Origin of the sequence: Clostridium kluyveri DSM 555, assembly GCF_000016505.1 — a bacterium.
Taxonomy (GTDB): domain Bacteria; phylum Bacillota; class Clostridia; order Clostridiales; family Clostridiaceae; genus Clostridium_B; species Clostridium_B kluyveri.
The window spans coordinates 2,880,714-2,898,787 of sequence record NC_009706.1 but is presented as its reverse complement, the minus strand read 5'-3'; the positions used below and the strand labels follow the sequence as shown (position 1 = coordinate 2,898,787).

The 18,074-nt window shown below is 28.9% G+C and carries 17 protein-coding genes; 13 read left to right on the top strand and 4 right to left on the bottom strand.

Annotated features, from left to right (window positions below; genetic code table 11):
• Nucleotides 1–124: 124 nt before the first annotated feature.
• Together CKL_RS13815 and CKL_RS13810 are read left to right on the top strand one after the other, a co-directional pair.
• On the top strand, nt 125–814 hold the full coding sequence (locus CKL_RS13815) for a DUF554 domain-containing protein (RefSeq protein ID WP_012103162.1): 690 nt from the start codon (nt 125–127) through the stop codon (nt 812–814).
• Nucleotides 815–1,068: 254 nt separating this feature from the next.
• Entirely contained in the window at nt 1,069–1,740 is a 672-nt protein-coding gene (locus tag CKL_RS13810; protein ID WP_012103161.1) for a LysM peptidoglycan-binding domain-containing protein, read from the top strand.
• 87 nt (nt 1,741–1,827) lie between these two features.
• Here the strand turns inward: CKL_RS13810 and CKL_RS13805 are convergent, their stop codons facing one another.
• Nucleotides 1,828–3,513 (bottom strand): hypothetical protein, encoded by a 1,686-nt coding sequence (locus CKL_RS13805; RefSeq protein ID WP_012103160.1) that lies wholly within the window; start codon nt 3,511–3,513, stop codon nt 1,828–1,830.
• Nucleotides 3,506–4,231, bottom strand: a complete 726-nt coding sequence (locus CKL_RS13800) for an ABC transporter ATP-binding protein (RefSeq protein ID WP_012103159.1) — start codon at nt 4,229–4,231, stop codon at nt 3,506–3,508. Before CKL_RS13800 ends, CKL_RS13805 begins: the two co-directional genes overlap by 8 nt.
• Nucleotides 4,232–4,394: 163 nt before the next feature.
• Here CKL_RS13800 and CKL_RS13795 point away from each other — a divergent pair, with 163 nt between their 5' ends.
• The 5 genes from CKL_RS13795 (at nt 4,395) to CKL_RS13775 (ending at nt 9,093) form a co-directional block, all read left to right on the top strand.
• A complete protein-coding gene (locus CKL_RS13795) occupies nt 4,395–4,628 on the top strand; it encodes a hypothetical protein (protein WP_012103158.1) in 234 nt (77 codons plus the stop codon).
• Nucleotides 4,629–4,765: 137 nt separating this feature from the next.
• Nucleotides 4,766–6,142 carry a PhoH family protein gene (locus tag CKL_RS13790; protein ID WP_012103157.1) on the top strand — a complete coding sequence of 459 codons (1,377 nt, stop codon included), beginning with the start codon at nt 4,766–4,768 and terminating at the stop codon, nt 6,140–6,142.
• A gap of 213 nt (nt 6,143–6,355) precedes the next feature.
• On the top strand, nt 6,356–7,363 hold the full coding sequence (locus tag CKL_RS13785) for a phosphodiester glycosidase family protein (RefSeq protein ID WP_012103156.1): 1,008 nt from the start codon (nt 6,356–6,358) through the stop codon (nt 7,361–7,363).
• A gap of 36 nt (nt 7,364–7,399) precedes the next feature.
• Nucleotides 7,400–8,428, top strand: a complete 1,029-nt coding sequence (locus CKL_RS13780) for a hypothetical protein (protein ID WP_012103155.1) — start codon at nt 7,400–7,402, stop codon at nt 8,426–8,428.
• 23 nt (nt 8,429–8,451) lie between these two features.
• A complete protein-coding gene (locus CKL_RS13775) occupies nt 8,452–9,093 on the top strand; it encodes a site-2 protease family protein (protein WP_012103154.1) in 642 nt (213 codons plus the stop codon).
• A 48-nt stretch (nt 9,094–9,141) separates the two neighbouring features.
• Here the strand turns inward: CKL_RS13775 and CKL_RS13770 are convergent, their stop codons facing one another.
• On the bottom strand, nt 9,142–10,296 hold the full coding sequence (locus tag CKL_RS13770) for a hypothetical protein (protein ID WP_012103153.1): 1,155 nt from the start codon (nt 10,294–10,296) through the stop codon (nt 9,142–9,144).
• 118 nt (nt 10,297–10,414) lie between these two features.
• Between CKL_RS13770 and trmB the strand changes: the two genes are divergently transcribed.
• From trmB to CKL_RS13755, 3 genes are all read left to right on the top strand, one after another.
• Entirely contained in the window at nt 10,415–11,050 is a 636-nt protein-coding gene (gene trmB, locus CKL_RS13765) for a tRNA (guanosine(46)-N7)-methyltransferase TrmB (RefSeq protein WP_012103152.1), read from the top strand.
• A 97-nt stretch (nt 11,051–11,147) separates the two neighbouring features.
• Nucleotides 11,148–11,780: a ribonuclease H1 domain-containing protein gene (locus CKL_RS13760; protein ID WP_012103151.1), complete on the top strand. Its 633-nt coding sequence runs from the start codon at nt 11,148–11,150 to the stop codon at nt 11,778–11,780.
• A gap of 20 nt (nt 11,781–11,800) precedes the next feature.
• Entirely contained in the window at nt 11,801–12,196 is a 396-nt protein-coding gene (locus CKL_RS13755; protein WP_012103150.1) for a secondary thiamine-phosphate synthase enzyme YjbQ, read from the top strand.
• A 40-nt stretch (nt 12,197–12,236) separates the two neighbouring features.
• On the opposite strand, the gene CKL_RS13750 is transcribed toward CKL_RS13755, so the two are convergent.
• Nucleotides 12,237–14,045 carry a MutS family DNA mismatch repair protein gene (locus CKL_RS13750; protein WP_012103149.1) on the bottom strand — a complete coding sequence of 603 codons (1,809 nt, stop codon included), beginning with the start codon at nt 14,043–14,045 and terminating at the stop codon, nt 12,237–12,239.
• Nucleotides 14,046–14,621: 576 nt separating this feature from the next.
• Between CKL_RS13750 and CKL_RS13745 the strand changes: the two genes are divergently transcribed.
• From CKL_RS13745 to CKL_RS13735, 3 genes are all read left to right on the top strand, one after another.
• The gene (locus CKL_RS13745) at nt 14,622–15,014 is read left to right on the top strand and encodes an Hsp20/alpha crystallin family protein (protein ID WP_012103148.1); all 393 of its coding nucleotides are present in this window, start codon (nt 14,622–14,624) and stop codon (nt 15,012–15,014) included.
• 202 nt (nt 15,015–15,216) lie between these two features.
• Nucleotides 15,217–17,082 (top strand): sensor histidine kinase, encoded by a 1,866-nt coding sequence (locus CKL_RS13740; RefSeq protein WP_012103147.1) that lies wholly within the window; start codon nt 15,217–15,219, stop codon nt 17,080–17,082.
• The gene (locus CKL_RS13735) at nt 17,083–18,033 is read left to right on the top strand and encodes a hypothetical protein (protein ID WP_012103146.1); all 951 of its coding nucleotides are present in this window, start codon (nt 17,083–17,085) and stop codon (nt 18,031–18,033) included.
• Nucleotides 18,034–18,074: the final 41 nt, after the last annotated feature.

Here is an 18,074-nt window from a genome sequence, read left to right as displayed (position 1 = left end):
ACTTGAAAGAGGTAAGCTCTAGGCTTGTCTCTTTTATTTTGTAAAAATGTATCTAAAATATGGAGTGTATGATATAATTTTCAGGATTGATTTATTTTGATAAATTTAGAAAGGGGGATGTTGGGTGTTAATTGGAACCATTGTAAATTTTATAGCTATTGTTGGGGGTAGTTTAGTTGGACTCTTATTTAAAGGAGGTATATCTGAAAAAGTAAGTAATACGATTATCCAAGGGGTATCACTTTGTATAATTTACATAGGAATATTAGGTGTTGTTAAAAGTTCTAATGTTGTATTAATTATAACCTCTATGGTTATAGGAGGATTTATAGGAGAAATTATAGATATTGATAATGGTATTGAAAGGCTTGGAAATAAAATTGAAGATAAATTTAAAAACAAGAATGTAAAAATTTCAGAGGGTTTTGTTACTGCAAGTCTTTTATTCTGTGTAGGTTCAATGGCCATAGTAGGTTCACTTGAAAGTGGACTTGAAGGGAATAATAAAATACTTTTTGCAAAATCCATGTTAGATGGTATAACATCAATAATTTTTTCTTCTTCTCTAGGTATTGGCGTAATGATTTCTTCTATTTCTGTTTTGATTTATCAGGGAATTATAACTATTGCTGCCTTTGGATTAAAAACAATTTTAATTCAATCTGTGATTACGGATATGACTGCAGTGGGAAGTCTTTTAATAATAGGTCTTGGATTTAATTTGTTAGGCATAGTAAAAATAAAAGTTGCTAATTTGCTTCCCGCCATATTTATTCCAATTTTTTATCAAGCAATTTTAAACTTAGTGCAATAATTAAATTTTACCTTTATAAAATGTTAATTAATGTGACACTATATTGTCATAAATAGTTTATAAAATGTAATTATGTAAGATAAAACTTACAGTAAAAATAGAATAATGTTATACCCCTTAAAAACGCATTATTGCCTTATAAGCACTGGTATCCCGGTGCTTATATTTTTATAATTAAATGCTTACTGTAACAAAGTATATTTTTTAGACATAGGATATATAGGAATAAATATATTGGAAAGGAAAAGCTTCTTATGCCGTACACTTGCTATAGACAGTGTCCTGCAACTCATTATCCATATGTCATACAATCAGGTGATACTTTAAACAGGATTGCATACAGATTAGGGGTTAGCCTCCAGGGAATAATGACATCAAACCCGGGAATAGATCCCTATTATCTGAGAGTAGGGCAAATTATATGCATACCAACTTGTCCACCAAATCATACATCAAAAATACTTCAACCGGGTGATACATTATATAAAATAGCACAAGCATATAATGTTAGTGTTGAAAGTATTTTGGAAGCAAATCCAGGCATTGATCCAAATTATTTAAGAGTTGGCCAGCGTTTATGTATACCTTTAGTTTGTGACCCAGAATACTCGAATTATGGAGAGACCATAACAGCTATGCAAAATGATATTAATATGCTGAAATCTGAAAGTGTTGTTCAAAAAACTATTGAGTCAAATTATGGCAATTCCACCCAAACAACTAATGCTTTAAAAGTAACGGATATGGAATTAGAGTTTGATGCTGTACCTGTAACTTTTTCAGGTAATTATAAAGGCCATTATACAGTAGGAAAAAAGTATAATTATTATACTGATGCAGCATCAGGAGGTCAAAGAGGCATAACTGTAAAAGATAACTTTGGAGTATGGCATTCTTTTGGGTATCATGTGTCTTTACCTCAATAAAATATGGAAAAATAAATAGCAAGTTAATGATGCTTTGTAAGCATGTTAACTTGTTATTTATTCGAGTATATTTTAAGTGGTATCAGATTATTGAATATTTTTATAAAGATTAACTCCTCTTGTAGTTATTATTTTATATAATACAATATCTATAATTGAAAATATTATAATAATTAAAGGTAGTATTATATGAAAAGGTATATGGAGTTGTATGGTGGAAAATATCACTATTCCAGTGATAAGTGAACCTAAAATCATGATTACTAGAACATTAAAATTTTGTTTTACTGCCCTTTGTTCATTATCCCAGTTGAGTCTTGGATAATTAAGATCTATAATTATACCTAAAAAAATTGAAAATATAGTCCCTATGGCTGATAGTAAAATCATTATAATGAAAATATGTAAGGTAGGTCTTACAATGATGGTAATTAAAAAGATCATAAGCATAATGCCTGAAAAATTTATTATAAAAGCTGCCAGTGCTTTGGACAGCAATTGATTTTTATAGTCCATAGGAATGTATTTATTCACAAAAATATTTTTCCCTTCTCTTGAAATTGCAGTGCATCCAATAGGATTTATTATTGAAAGCATTAAAGATACACCAAAAACTATGGATATAGAAATACCAAGTGTTACATTATCTGATATTATTGTATTAAAATATCTGCGCATATATATGAAATTTTTGATGAAATCTTTTTGACTTACCAAAGGTATAATCAAAAATAAAGGCCATATAAAATTCATAATTACACAGTTCATAAAATACACAGGTGTTCTAAATAAAATTTTCAATTCTTTAACTGTATAGGTTAATACTTTAGATTTTTTAGCAGATTTTTTAGTTATTTCAGACGAAGTTAGTACTTTATGCTTCGCTTGAATTTGATTCATTCCTATAACACCTTTTATATAAAAAGCTTCTGAAAAAATTATAAATATTGTTAGAAGTATTGCTGTAATTAATAAATATAAAAGCATATTTAATATTCCAGTCAAACTGCTGCCACTTATAAGTGATTCCACAGCATATCTTATATTAATAAATATTTTAGAGGAGGATTTTAATAGTGAATTATTTCCTTGAGCAAGAAGTTTAGCCATATCTGCACCACTGGAAAATCCTTTTCCTAATTTCTGTAATATCAAATTTATACCCAATACAAAGATTAAAATGCATATTTGAGCTATGGTTTTGAAGCGGTCTTTGTTTTTAGTAAAGCCTGAGAACCTCATAATCAATATGGTAATTAATCCTGCAATTATTAGAGGTACAATAGGTAGAGTTAAAAATATTATTATACTATATATATAATAAATCAATCCTGCACTGCTTTTTACTCCAAAGGCCACCATAACGGGCATAAGTACTACGATTTCAGTAATATATTCATATATTAAAACTATAGTAAATTTCGACATCAGGATTATCCAGGGTTTAACTGGCAATACCAAAATGGTATCAACATCAGAAGAAAAATAAAATACAGACATTATAAAAAATATACCAAAGGTAAATATAACAGCACTTGAAATTGACATGGCAGCAGATAAAATTATACCTTCTTGATTTAATGGTTTTAAAATATCATAAGAGGATGTAGTTGCTATTCCAAACATACTAATAAGGGGGAGTAGAGAAAGTATTATTACAGCGTAAAGCAGCAGTTGTTTTATAGTTTTTGAGAGAGAACCCTTTTTATCTTTTAAAAAGTTTGAGGAACTATTTTTTAAAAATACTTTTGTAAGAGAAATATATTTATTCATTTTCTGTAAGCTCCAAAAACATACTTTCAAGAGATTGGTTAACCTTGAAATGTTCTCTCATTTCATTCAGGGTACCGCTGAATAAAATTCTGCCTTTATTTATAATAGCCACTTTATCACAAATTTTTTCTGCTACTTCTAAAACATGTGTAGAGAAAAATACTGTTTTTCCTGCACTTGTATGTTCTCTCATCATTTCTTTAAGTATAAAGGATGCCTTTGGATCAAGTCCCGTCATTGGTTCATCTAATACCCAAATAGGAGGTTCATGAATCAAAGCTCCTATTAAAACGATTTTTTGTCTCATTCCATGGGAATAACTTTGAATTTTGTCGTCTAGTTCGTCATATAAGTTAAGTCTTCTGGATAAATCTTCAATTCTTTTATTTCTTATACTTGAAGGAACTTCATACATATCTGACATGAAATTTAAATATTCAATGCCTTTAAGTCTTAAAAACATATCAGGATTGTCAGGCACATATCCAATCTCCATTTTAGCTTTTATAGGCTGGTCTTTTATATTTATACCATTAAGCCTTATATCCCCTTCATCAGGATGTAATATACCTGTTATCATTTTTAGTGTAGTTGTTTTTCCAGCTCCATTATGTCCTAAAAAGCCAAATATTTCTCCATCATTTATAGTAAGATTTATACTATCCACAGCTTTTATTTTTTTACTATAACTTTTAGTTACGTTAATTAATTCAATCATATTAAAATATCCTTTCATTTAAAAGTCAATTATATTTATTTTTATAGGAACACTTATATTATAGCAACTATTTTAAGAAAAAATATATATAAAGAGGTAAAAACTATTGACAATTAAAAGGAAAAAATTTACAATAAAGTAAACAAAGGGGGTATAGTAAGTTATGGATGATAAATTAAAAGAAAAGGTAAAGCAATTTTTAGTGGGCAAGGAGACTGAGGGCATTAATATTTTAAGTATTCCAGAGGAACTTCAGAAATATAATGTAGATGAATTTAATTTTGATGAGGAGGATGGAACTGTTTTAGTTTTATCTCCTGAATGGCTTGTGGAGTTAAAGGCAGAAGTTAAAAATGGAGTTATAGCGGAACTTACAGAAGTTTTTTCAAGAGCATAGAAGTTATTCTATGCTCTTTCTTTATATCATGAGCATTTTAGCTTTTTCACTAGTCTGATATAACTTTTTTGTAAAAATAAATACATTTATATATTTAAATGAATATATTATAATATTAGAAGAGGGGAGGAATGGATTTGAAGAAGACATATGTTTTAGATACAAATGTTATTCTATATTCACCTGGAGCTATCCTATCTTTTGGAGATAATGATGTGGTTATACCTGAAGTTGTATTAGAAGAATTAGATGATTTTAAAAAGGATAAAAGCGATCTGGGAGCTAGCGCAAGACATGCAGCTAGATTGATAGATTACTTTAGAAAAAAAGGAAAACTTAATAAAGGGGTGGAGCTGCCAGGTGGTGGAAAGCTTAGGGTTGAGATGAATCATTATGATACTCAGATACCACCAGCTTGGGACAGAAGCAAACCGGATAATAGAATAATACAAGTATGTAAAGGTCTTAAAGAGCGAGGAGAAAATACTTGCTTGATAACCAAAGATATTTTTGAAAGAATTAAAGCAGATATAATAGATATAAATGTGGAAGATTTTTATGAAAAAGTTGTACCGGAAGATGACAGTCAATATACAGGCAGAATAGAGGTGTATACTTCTAAAGACAATATAACAAATTTTTATAAGGACAAATGTATAGAAATAGATAAAGTTACCTGTTATGATGAGAATACTGAAAAATATTTTTTTCCAACCTTTTATATGAATGAATTTGTTATAATACATTGTCTTGAAAATCCTAAACAAACCGCTCTTGGAAGATTTGATGGTAAAAAGATTGTACAGCTTTATTTTAAAGATAGTACACCTTTGGGTATAACTCCCAGAAATGTAGGGCAAAAATTTATGCTGGAGGCACTGCTTACAGATGCCAGTAAAGCACCTCTTGTAATAATAAAGGGACCTGCAGGAACAGCAAAAACTTTGTTTTCATTAGCGGTAGGACTTCACAATATAATAGAGGAAAACAAGGGAAGTTATAGAAAAATGTTAATTTGCAGGCCTAATGTTACCATGGATGAAGATATAGGCTTTCTTCCAGGTACAGAGCAGGAGAAGATATCCCCTTTCATGAGGCCTATTTTAGATAATTTAGAAATATTGGTAGATTCAGATGAAAAGGAAAGATATAAAAATGAAAAGGAATTAGAGGACAAGATTCATGAATTATTTGATAGAAGAATTATAACCACAGAAGCCGTAGGTTATTTGAGAGGACGTTCTATTGTTAGAAATTGGCTTATAATTGATGAAGCGCAAAATTTGACGCCTAAACAAGTGAAAGCTATCATAACTAGAGTGGGGGTTGGCACTAAACTATTACTAGTAGGAGATCCTGAACAAATAGATCAAGCTTTTTTAGATTCTAGATCCAATGGATTATGTTATGCATCAGAAAAAATGAAAGGAAGCAGTCTTTGTTACCAGATTACTTTAAAGCATGATGAATGTGAAAGATCCCCTCTGGCCTATGAGGCTTCTAAAAAATTGTAATTTGTATTTATATATTTATAAAGATACTAAATTATTGTTTGTCTAAAAAATTAAAGGACATGCAAATTTAGTATCTTTTTTGAGTGCCTTTTACAAAATATTCATTGATGTATGAAATTATTTCTATTTAAAACTTTTATCATTTATTGTACAATATTGAAGAGTGTATTTTTAATTTAGTTGTAGAATTTTAGAAAGGAAGAGTTTTAATATATGAAAAAAAGGGAAACTGGAGGTAAAAAGAAGAAGTCATTTTGGAAACTTGTAATTTGTTTTTTAGTGTTTGAATTTATATTTACAGGTATGACAGCTCCTTTTTTGGTATTTTATGGTCCTTTTGAGAATGTAAAAAGGACTATAGTAGGTGCTGCCATGACAACTTTAAGCCATCAGTATATTGCAAAAATATTTTTGTCGGATAATGAAATAAAAAAGATATTGAGTGGAAATACAGCAGAACAAATACAACAGGATGATTCAGGAACTCTGGAGTTTAAAAATGAACATGACAGCAGTATAGAGATGGAAGAAGTAAGTGATGGTAAAAAATTTAAGGGATATATGCTTATAGTACATGATCCTACTAGGGTTAAGGTAGGCTATAGCAAGAAGCTAGGAGTAGCAGGAGAACTTACAAGTAAGATTGCAAAGGATAATAATGCTGTAGCGGCCATAAATGGTGGAGGATTTACAGATAGATCTTCTGAAGATAGTGAATGGACCGGTACTGGTGGAAAACCTACAGGTATACTTATGAGTAAGGGAAATGTCATATCTAATGATATAAATGATGATGACCAAAAAACTCAGGCAATGGCAATTACAAATAAAGGACAGCTTCTTGTGGGAAGTTACAGCTTAAATGAAATGAAAGAAAAGGGAGTTACAGAAGCTATATCCTTTGAACCTGCACTAGTGGTAAATGGAAAAGGAACTATAAAATCTGGGGATGGCGGTTGGGGAATTGCCCCTAGAACTGCCATAGGTCAAAGAGAAGATGGTGCTATGCTGTTTCTTGTTATAGATGGAAGACAGACTAAAAGTATAGGAGCCTCTTTAAAGGATGTTCAGAATATAATGCTTGAATATGGTGCTGTAAATGCTATAAATTTAGATGGAGGTTCTTCTTCTACCATGTACTATGAAGGAGAAGTAATAAATAATCCCTGCGATCCTTTAGGTGAAAGATCAATACCTTCTATTGTGTATGTAGAGAAATAAAGGTATTATATATGACTATTAAAAGGGGAGTACAAGATGAAAATTTTTAAAAGAACTGTTATTTGGATCGCTATATCCTTGATAATACAATTTGCAGGACTGCTTTATATAAATAATTATTTCTTATCTTCTGAAATAAAATTAAAAACTAAAAAAATTGTAAAAAGTGAGCCTAAAAAATCAGAAGTTGAAATAAAAATTCCAGAAGATGCCGAAAATATTACTGTATCCTTTGATGGGAGATATCTGGCATATTGTCAGGAAAACACTTTGAAAGTAGTGGATTCAAAAACCGGTGATGAGAAAAGCCTGGAATTTGAGGATGGAGTTCAGGTATCTTTTTATAAGTGGCTTCAGGATAGAAGTAGAATACTTATTGCTGAAAAAGAAGATTCACAGGAAGGTTCAAAATTTGAATTGTCTTATTATGAAGTAGATAAGGATATAAAGGAAAATATAAAAGAATTAGACTGGTCAGACACGGAAGCTAAAATTGATAATATACAGGAATCACATCTTACCAATGTAATATATGTTAAAATGGAAAGTAAAGGTATGAGAACCACTATATACAGAGTGGATATAATGAAAAAAGTAGAAAAAATACCTTTAAATTCTTATATAGTAGGTCAAATAGGGATTTTATATCTTCAAGACAAATTAATATATGAAGATAGTGTACATAATGATATATATATAACTGATGAAGATGAGCCCCTTACTATTCATGGAATTGAAAATAAACCCGTATGGGTAGGAATAGATGAAAATGATAGAGTATATATAGGAGATGAAAAAGATGGCAAGATATCAAATATATATTGTGGAACCATAGATTCTGGTGGGTATGATTATCAAAATATAAATTTAAATCAATTTGTAGACAAAAAAAATGTGTTTGTAATGCCTTCCGGGAAAATATATATAAACAATGCTCTAGAAGGAATTGTTCAAGAGGTAGGAAGTGGGAAACAATATACATATAAAGGAAATTTTATAGGGATATATGATGGAGGGATTGCCTCTGTAAGTAATGGAAAATTAGAAAAAACGCTATTGAATTAGTTGAAAAGAAGGGATGAAATCATTTGAATGAAAAAATACTGGAAAAAATACTCATTATACCGGCTATACTTATAGGTCTTACCTTTCATGAATTTGCACATGCATTTGTAGCAGATAGATTGGGAGATAAAACCCCTAAATTTCAGGGAAGACTTACTTTAAATCCATTTGCACATGTAGATATTATAGGATTTATAATGATACTGCTGGTAGGATTTGGCTGGGCTAAACCTGTTGAAATAAATCCAGGTGCTTTTAAAAATAAAAATAGGGATGATTTAAAAGTTTCCGTAGCAGGACCTCTGGCCAATTTAATAATAGCCTTTTTAGCGGCTATTTTAACAGTGGTTATATATAGATTTGGATTATTATCTATGGAGTCTACTCCAATTTCCAATATAATAATCAAAATTATTTTGTATGTTATAAATATAAATTGCATGTTGGCTGTGTTTAATTTGATACCCCTGCCTGGTTTGGATGGATTTCATATACTAAAAGATTTATTTCCTTCAGTATTTTATAGAATATCAGGTACTGTATATAGATATCAGTTGATTATACTGGTACTGTTTGTAGCTACACCTTTAGCCAGATATATAGTAGGTGTTCCATCTTATATGTTATATAATATGTTTATCAGTATAGCCAATAGTATATTTTAATTGACAACTGAATAAAACTTCCAATAAGTTGAATTGGAAGTTTTATTTTTAGTTATTAGATGAAAAATAGCTGTTGATTTCTTCAAAAATGGATTGAACTCCATTTCCCCAGTTTGTATCTTCCGCATATTTTTTTCCTATCCATATAAAGGGATTATTTTCCTCTGGTCTGTTTTCAGATAAATTTATAATTGTATTAGCTGCTATTTTTGATGAATCACTTATGTTGGTATTATATTCCTGCCAGCTGTGATATACATTAAAAGGATTATTTGCTATCTTATATGCATTATTGGTATTTATAGGCACAAAATTTTGTTCTTGTCCAGTTATAGCAAAGAGTAAAATAGGATTTAGATTGAATTCTCTTGCTGTAGTCATTATGGTGGAAAAGTAAGGCTCTTTGCATAAAAGTGAATTACGACTATTTAAAAAGGCTTTTAGTTTATGTGTATCTACTTTTTGGTATTTTAAATACTCGGGAAGATATTTATTGGGGTGGTTCTTGTTATAATCCTCTAGAGTCACTTCTTCAATAATATTTTTTATATATATACCTTTTCTTTCGGAAGCTGAAATAAGGGAAAAAGAAGCTTTTAGAATATTTTTTCCATGAAAGGATTGTCCTATTATTTCAAGAATTAATATAGCACTCAGTATGGCAAAAATTAAAGGTTTTTTATTTGATTTGTAATCTTTTGTTATTTTTATCGATTTATCAGGAATAACTATAGGGGCTTTTAAGTCCAAAGATGCAGCGGGATAACCATCATTAACTTTTGACAGGTCTATTTTTATATCCTGTGAAATTGTATTCTGTGGTATACCTATGTATATATTTAAATCATTTTCTTCAATCTTATTTTTTATGTGTGCATTTATCCATTTGAGGATTTCTTTTTTTGAATTTTGTTTCAAATATTCATTTTTCATGCAGCAGTTAAATGCATCATACATGAAAATAGAGGTCTTATTTTGAGAAAATGTACTTTTTAGAATATCTATTTTTATAGTTTGCCTATAATCTTCTGGAAGCTCTTTTAGATTTGAATCTAAAATACGATGTATAGTGTTAGAAAGCATTTTTGCTTTTTCTTTAGCATCAGCTTTGGAGTACTTTTTATTAATATAGTTTTTAAGAATTTTTATATCATCAGCAGCAATTATTTTTTTATTTTTAAGTTCTTCTACAAAGTATTCCATAATTTTCACAACCTGAATATAAATTAGTATAATATAAGTACTTATGATTATCGTATATTGTAGAAATAGCTTTAATTTTGATAAAAAATTTTAAATAAAAGAAAGGAATTTTCAAATTATGAGACTGAGAAAAAAGTGGTGGGCTAGACCTGAGATGGAAGCTAGTAACCTGACTATAATAAACCCTTCTCTATTTAAAGGAAAATGGAAGGATGAATTTAAGAATGATGGAGAAATATATTTGGAGTTGGGTTGTGGAAGAGGAAAATTTTTATGTACACAGGCACTGAACAATAAACATATAAATTATATTGGAATTGATTTAAAGGATGAAGTTTTAATTTATGCACTGAAAAAGGTTGTAGAAGCTGAAGCTGAGAATATAAGGATAATACCTATGAATATATCAAAGATTGAAAATGTTTTTGACAGAGATGAGGTAGGGAGGATATACATAAATTTCTGTAATCCCTGGCCAAAAAGAAGACAGAAAAAAAGGAGGCTTACCCATACTGGATTTTTGAATATTTATAAAAAGTTTTTAAAGCCCAAAAGTGAGGTATGGTTTAAAACAGATGATAGGGGGCTTTTTGAGGAATCACAGGAGTATTTTGTGGAAAGTGGATTTAGTATAGATTATATAACTTATGATTTACATGACAGTGGTTTTACTGACAATGTAGTCACAGAATATGAAGAGAAATTTACTAATCTTGGAATGAAAACTATGTTTTTAATAGCCAGGATAGTATAGCTATAAAAAATAATCCTTATACTGTTTTTATAGAAATAAATGTATTTCTGGGGTATAATTAATTTACTATAAAATTGTTATTTTAGGAGGATGTATTGTGGCAAATTTTTATGCTGTTAAACAGGGACGCAAACCAGGGGTTTATGATGCATGGGCTGAGTGTGAAGAACAGATAAAGGGTTTTTCTGGCGCTAAGTATAAGAAATTTACGAGTCGTAAAGAAGCTGAAATATTTGCAGAACTTACGGATAAAAAAGATAATATAGATGAAAATATGCAGCTTGAAGATACTAAAAAAGAACGTAATGCTCTTTATGCCTATGTAGATGGTTCCTTTAATAACAAAGAAAAAGTGGCAGGTTATGGTTTGGTTCTGGTGCAAAATGATCAGGTTATTTTTAAAGATTTGGGTGCGTTTAGAAGCATGGAAATGAATGAAAGCAAAAATGTTTTTGGGGAAATAAGAGGAGCATTAAAAGCTGTTGAATTGGCTATTGCAAATGACTTTAAAGAGATAACTATAGTTTACGATTATATGGGAATTGAATGTTGGGCTAAAGGTGAATGGAAGGCTAACAAGGTATTGACAAAGGATTATAAAGAATTTATGCAAAAATACATGAAAAAAATAGATATAAAATTTAAAAAAGTTAAAGCTCACTCTGGAGAAGATAAGTATAATGATATGGCTGATTTATTAGCTAAAAAGGCCGTAGGGGTCAAAGATTGATAAAATATGAGGGGATTAATATGGAATATTTATTAAAGACTAAACAAGAACAAGAATTTATAGACATAACAGCTCTTGTTAGGGAAACCGTAAGAAAAAATAATGTGAAAGATGGCATGGCTGTAATTTTTATTCCTCATACTACTGCAGGGGTTACAATAAATGAAAATGCCGATCCTGATGTTGTAGAAGATATTTTAGCAGGACTTAATAAGGCCTTTCCAAGGCAGAATGGATACTTACATATAGAAGGCAACTCCCATGCTCACATAAAGGCATCATTAATGGGTTCTTCTTGTAATGTTATTATTGAAAATAGAGAGTTGAAATTGGGAACATGGCAGGGCATTTATTTTTGTGAATTTGATGGACCAAGGAATAGAAAAGTCTATATAAAGGTATTTAGGTATATATAATTTGTATAAAAAGACTTATCTTAAAAATTGATAAGTCTTTTTATTGTTGTTCAAAATCTATACCTGCCAGTTTGATAAGGTATTTAGCATTTCTGGTAGTAGATATTCCATTTCGAATTTTGTAATCAAATTTTAATTCATTGTCTAAATAGTATTCCCGAAAGTGGTAATTTTTGATTCTAGGATATTCCTGCTCTAAACTACAAAGTTCCAAGTCATGGGTGGAAATCAATCCTGAGGCTCCCTGGCCCCCTAATTGTTTTATCAGTGCTTTTGCACCAAGGTGTCTGTCAATAGAATTAGTTCCTTTAAACAACTCATCTAAAAGAAAAAATACCTTTGAAGTTTTCTTTACATTCTCAACGATCATCTTTATCCTTAATATTTCTGCATAAAAGGAGGAGATATTATTTTCTAAGTCATCTCTTATTCTCATGCAGGTAAATACCTCCATAAGTGAGCACTGAAATTTTTTTGCGCATACAGGAGCTCCAATGTAACTTAGTACTAAATTCAAACCTACAGTTCTTAGAAAAGTACTTTTACCAGACATATTTGAACCTGTTATTAATAAAATGTTTTTTTTATTATCTATTGTAATGTTATTACATACTCTCGTATTACCTAAAAGAGGATGACCTAATTCAGCAGCTTTGATTATATAAGTATTATCTGAAATTAAGGGCATAGCCCAATCTGGATTATCGTAGATAATATTTGAAATACTATTTAATGCTTCAAATTCACCTATAGTGTTAAACCATTTTTCCAGATTATTGCCCGATTTAACTCTCCATTTTTCAAATTCTACTATGCACTGATAGTCCCATAGAAATAATATATTAAGGACTATAGACAACATATTTTTTCTATCACATACTTTATTATATATAGCAGATAGTTTTTTTATGGATTTTACTGCAGATATATTTTTAGAAGTCAGCAGATTAGCTCTCAATTGTTTTAAATATCTGTTTTTAAAATCTTTTTCCTCAATTAAAGTTAACATTTTTAAATATATAGTTATACTATTTTTGTATTTGTAAAGACTTTTAAATGTGGCATTTCTTTTTTTTACATCTATAAATAAAAGTAATATTTGAATTATAAGCATAATGTAGGGCAATTTAAAACTTATCAAAGAGGTACTATAAGATAAAATCATTAACATTATTGTTAAAAAAGGCAGTAATTTAATTGTGAAAGCAAACCAGGATTTTATATATAACTCATTTCTGGCTTTTCCCCATTTATATAATTCCTCTGGGTTAATAGGTTCTGAAGGAATAACTATTGCTTCAGATTCAAATAGTTGACGCCATTTTAAATCCACAGCTAGTTCCTGTAATGATTCTTGAACCATACTTATATCAGAAGGTGTTTCAAGGGGATTTAAAAGTCGGTTTTTTAGAGATTCTCTCCCCATAAATGTTTTGCAAGTATTAATCCACTGAAATAGGGAATTCTCACCTAATATATCCAAGTCTTCTGAATAAGGATGTTCTTTATGTTTAAATTCACTTCCGTCATCTTTGAAATTTCTCCATTGCCCCTTTAGTCTCTTTAGGGCAGATTCATTTATATCCCTTAAAGCAGTGAAATATTTTCTTTTTCTTACCTCTTTGTTGTGCTGGTTAACTAAATAAATAAAGATAGCCAATGAGAAAATAGAAATTATTATACTTACAAAATAATTATTGGTATTGAAAGTATAAATGGTAATACTAATACCTACTATTAGAGTAAGAAGTCTCAAGTATTCTATAGTTTTTATTGAACTATTTTGTTCTTTAATTGAATCTGTGTAGATTTTTAATCTATTAATGTAATCATTATGTGGATTATTCAAGTATTTTCCTCCAATCATTTTTCGGCGTTTTTTATAATATTTAAAAAAATGTGTGATAAATATTTGGTAAATAATTTTCAGTTGAAGAATGCCACTTTGACAGCCTCTTTCAGATAACTTTACAAACACATTATACCATAAATTAACTTTTTATGAAGCCATTCTTGGATTAAGCACAATTTAATGTAAAAGAGCTAAAGATCTGTAACAGATATGAAGGGGTAATAATAGTATATATTAAAGACACAATAGACATTTAAAAAGGGATTAATAGATATTAGATTCACAGAAGCTTAAAATTTATAATGGCAGGATCTTTAAAAAATTGGTGATGGATTATTAAATATTGACAAAGTCTGTTAAAATAAAACATTAAATAAATTAAAAACTTATGCTAAAGACCTGTTCTGCCTGCATAATATTGATCATATTTACAGCTGAATCGATTTTATCGATTCAGCTTATGATATTAATATCAAGTGATTATAAATACCATTGATGCATATAATAGTTATAGTACATATAAATTCATTTCATGATATTAAAAAATTATAATTACTGAGGGGAATTAAAATTATGAAAAGGAAAGAATGTAATGGGTCAAATAATATTAAATCCTTAATTAGAAATAGGGATGAATTTATGAATATGATTTTGGATATGATTGAAAACGATAATCATAAATCACATACAGGCTCTTCGGCAAATGTCTCTGAAAACAGTAAAGAGATAATTGATCCTATAACCCACATATTTGATGAAGGAGATAAAATCATAATTGTAGTGGAACTACCTGGAATAGAAGAAGAAAATGTAAATCTAGAAATAGATGGTAATGATTTGATTATTACAGCAGAAGGGTCAGAAAAACATTATTATAAAAAAATAACTTTAAGACATATTCCTGTATTGGAAAATATATCTAAGAATTATCATAATTCTATATATAGTATTGAAATAAAGAAGTGATTGTAAATAAGTTGTATCCCTTTAGATAAATTTGATTCTATAGTGTTTTTTGTAATTTCTAGGTTATTTTACATAAATCATAGTGAAATTTATGTAAAAATTCGGTATAATATATAGAAAAGAAAGGAAGTAGGAAGTTATTTATAGCTTTGTCGTTATATTTATTTAAAAATGGAATCAAAAATTTAAGAAGGGAGCACCAATGCATAATAAGGATATTGCTAAAATAATTTTAGCTATAATTTTAACTGCTATTTTCCTGATTTATTTGAGATTATTTAATGGTATAAGTTATGAAAAGGATATTAAGGCAAATCTGGGCTATATGGACTTGTCTTCTGCTGATTTTGATAATGATATTATAATTTTACAAGGAAAGTGGGAATTTTATCCCTATGAATTTAGAACAAGTAATTTTGAACCAATAAACTACATAGATGTTCCAAATCAATGGAATAATTATACATATAATGGTAGAAAAATGAACACTTATGGTTGTGGAACTTACAGACTTAGGTTAAAAGTGCCTGAAAAAGGCCTATATTGTCTTAAAATTAACTTTATTTCCAGTGCATATAAATTGATTATAAATAATGAAAAAATTATTGTGAATGGAGCTGTAAATAATTCCTATGTAAATGAAATCCCCAGCTGGAAGCTTAGAGTTGTTCCCTTTTATACTCAGTCAAAAGATATTGAAATAATTATACAAGTTTCTAATTACCATCATAATAAAGGGGGAATTATAAACAATATTGTATTTGGCAGGTTTAATGTCGTAGATAATATAGCTTCAATAAATATGATTAAAAGTGCACTGATAATTGGTGTGTTTGCAGGGCTTGGATTTTATCTGCTGCTTTTATACAAATTAGAAAGTAGAAAATATACTTACATGTACTTAGCCCTATTTTGTATTTCTTCCATAATTCTTGAGTCAATTCTTGATGTTAATATTATATATTACGTGTTTAAAAATATATCCTTTAATGTCATATCTAAATTGGAATATTTATCTTATATGGGTATAAATATATCCCTACAGCTGTTTATAAAATCAATTTACCCTAATGAATCAAATAGATCCAGTTTTATATTGATAAATTTAATAAATTTTATTTATTTAGGCTTGATAATTTTAACACCAATTAAAATCTTTGGTTATAGTGATGTGATTTATATGACCATACTAATAGTTAATTGTTTGGCAGCAATGATAACATTAGTAAAATCAATTTTTAAAAAACGCAAATTTGCATGGCTTTTGTTAATAGGAATTGCTGGTATGATCTTTACTACAATTGTTGATATTTTATATACTAATAATTATGTAAATATCTATTTTTCCTCAAGTAATTATATATTGGGACTTTTATTCTTTTTATTATGTGAAATATATGTATTGTCTGTGGATGTAATTGATGCCTTTAAAAGTTCAAATAAAGCAAAAGATATGGAAATTGCATTTTTGCAGGCACAAATAGCACCACATTTTTTTTTCAATACTTTAAATAACATATATTGTCTTATGGATGAATCCGTATCTAAATCAAAAGATTTAATTTTGCATTTTTGTGATTTTTTAAGGGTAAAACATAAATTTGATTATCGAAGGAATGTATTTTATTCCTTAAGAGAGGAAATTGATTTGATAAAATCCTATGTAAAAATTGAAAATACAAGATTTAATGATTCCATTAATCTGACTGTAGATATAAAAGAAGAATATATGTCCACTCCAATTCCTCAGTTGTTAATACAGCCTATTGTAGAAAATTCAATTAAGCATGGTTTAAACTCTTATGGAATAACAATAAATATTAAGGTTTCAAAAAAGGATAATAATTTGGAAATAATTGTTTCAGATAATGGAAAAGGTATAGGGAAAGAAGTGATTTCACAATTACTCCATAATAGAGATTCCATATCAGGAGTAGGACTTAAAAATGTAAGTTTTAGATTAATGAAGTGTTATCAGTCAAAATTAAAAATTGTAAGTAAATTATCATATGGGACAAGCATATCCTTTGAGATTCCTGAGAATAAATATAAGATTGGAGGAGAATAAATGAGTAATATTAAAACAATAAAAATAAAGGATTTAAAGCAGGGGGATATACTGTTGTTTTCACCCACTGAAGACTGGGAATCAAAATTAATAGCTTCAATTACCAAATCACCTGTAAGTCATGCCGCTATGTCATATTATGATTATAATGAGATTATTGAGGAAATTCCACCTTATGCACAGATTAATTCAATAAAAGATAGAATAGTTAACCGTAAGATTACAATAATGAGGCTTACCCCTTTTAAAGAGGACATGTCTACGGTTCTTAATATTGGGAAAAATTATGTTGCCAATAAAGAACCCTATACAAAAATGGATTTGGTATTTGTCGGCTTATTTATATTATTTAAAAAGTCTTTAATAAGTCCTACGCTTCAAAAATTATTGATTCCTTTGATGAAACACATCATTAGTGATCTAATAGTACTTATTAATAAAGGAGTCTATAAAGGTTCACATCCTATGGTATGTTCTCAGTTTATTTACAATTGTTATGAAAAAGCAGGTAGGGAATATAAACTTATTGTCAGTAACGAAAATTCCATAAATAATTTATTAAATCAGGTTCAGGATTACATAAATAAAGATAGAAAAGGTTTAAAATCAAAACTAATTGATAACATGGATAAGATAAATGAGGAAAATGCATATAATTCAATAGATAAAGAAAAGTTACTTGAAAATATTTATTATGAATTACAGAAAGAACAGGATACAAATGTGTTAAATGAATTACAGGAAGAATTTGTAACAACAACTCATGAATTTTGCACTGTTATAAACTATTTATTTAATAATGAACAAACATCATTATTATTAAATTGTGGCGATAACTTAATATCTGCACCTATTAAAACCATTATTGATAGTGAAGAGTTCTTTATAACACCAGGAGATTTGTTGATGAATTGTAAAAATTTGATTAAAGTTGGCATGCTGGATAGTTAAGTGAAAATTTATTAATATGAAGTTTTTATGGTGGAACTTAT

Bases quoted from the DNA above. Each gene is read 5' to 3' on its own strand.
- CKL_RS13810 (WP_012103161.1), top strand. From the start codon at position 1,069: ATGCCGTACACTTGCTATAGACAGTGTCCTGCAACTCATTATCCATAT.
- CKL_RS13805 (WP_012103160.1), bottom strand. From the start codon at position 3,513: ATGAATAAATATATTTCTCTTACAAAAGTATTTTTAAAAAATAGTTCC.
- CKL_RS13800 (WP_012103159.1), bottom strand. From the start codon at position 4,231: ATGATTGAATTAATTAACGTAACTAAAAGTTATAGTAAAAAAATAAAA.
- CKL_RS13795 (WP_012103158.1), top strand. From the start codon at position 4,395: ATGGATGATAAATTAAAAGAAAAGGTAAAGCAATTTTTAGTGGGCAAG.
- CKL_RS13785 (WP_012103156.1), top strand. From the start codon at position 6,356: ATGAAAAAAAGGGAAACTGGAGGTAAAAAGAAGAAGTCATTTTGGAAA.
- CKL_RS13780 (WP_012103155.1), top strand. From the start codon at position 7,400: ATGAAAATTTTTAAAAGAACTGTTATTTGGATCGCTATATCCTTGATA.
- CKL_RS13770 (WP_012103153.1), bottom strand. From the start codon at position 10,296: ATGGAATACTTTGTAGAAGAACTTAAAAATAAAAAAATAATTGCTGCT.
- trmB (WP_012103152.1), top strand. From the start codon at position 10,415: ATGAGACTGAGAAAAAAGTGGTGGGCTAGACCTGAGATGGAAGCTAGT.
- CKL_RS13755 (WP_012103150.1), top strand. From the start codon at position 11,801: ATGGAATATTTATTAAAGACTAAACAAGAACAAGAATTTATAGACATA.
- CKL_RS13745 (WP_012103148.1), top strand. From the start codon at position 14,622: ATGAAAAGGAAAGAATGTAATGGGTCAAATAATATTAAATCCTTAATT.
- CKL_RS13740 (WP_012103147.1), top strand. From the start codon at position 15,217: ATGCATAATAAGGATATTGCTAAAATAATTTTAGCTATAATTTTAACT.
- CKL_RS13735 (WP_012103146.1), top strand. From the start codon at position 17,083: ATGAGTAATATTAAAACAATAAAAATAAAGGATTTAAAGCAGGGGGAT.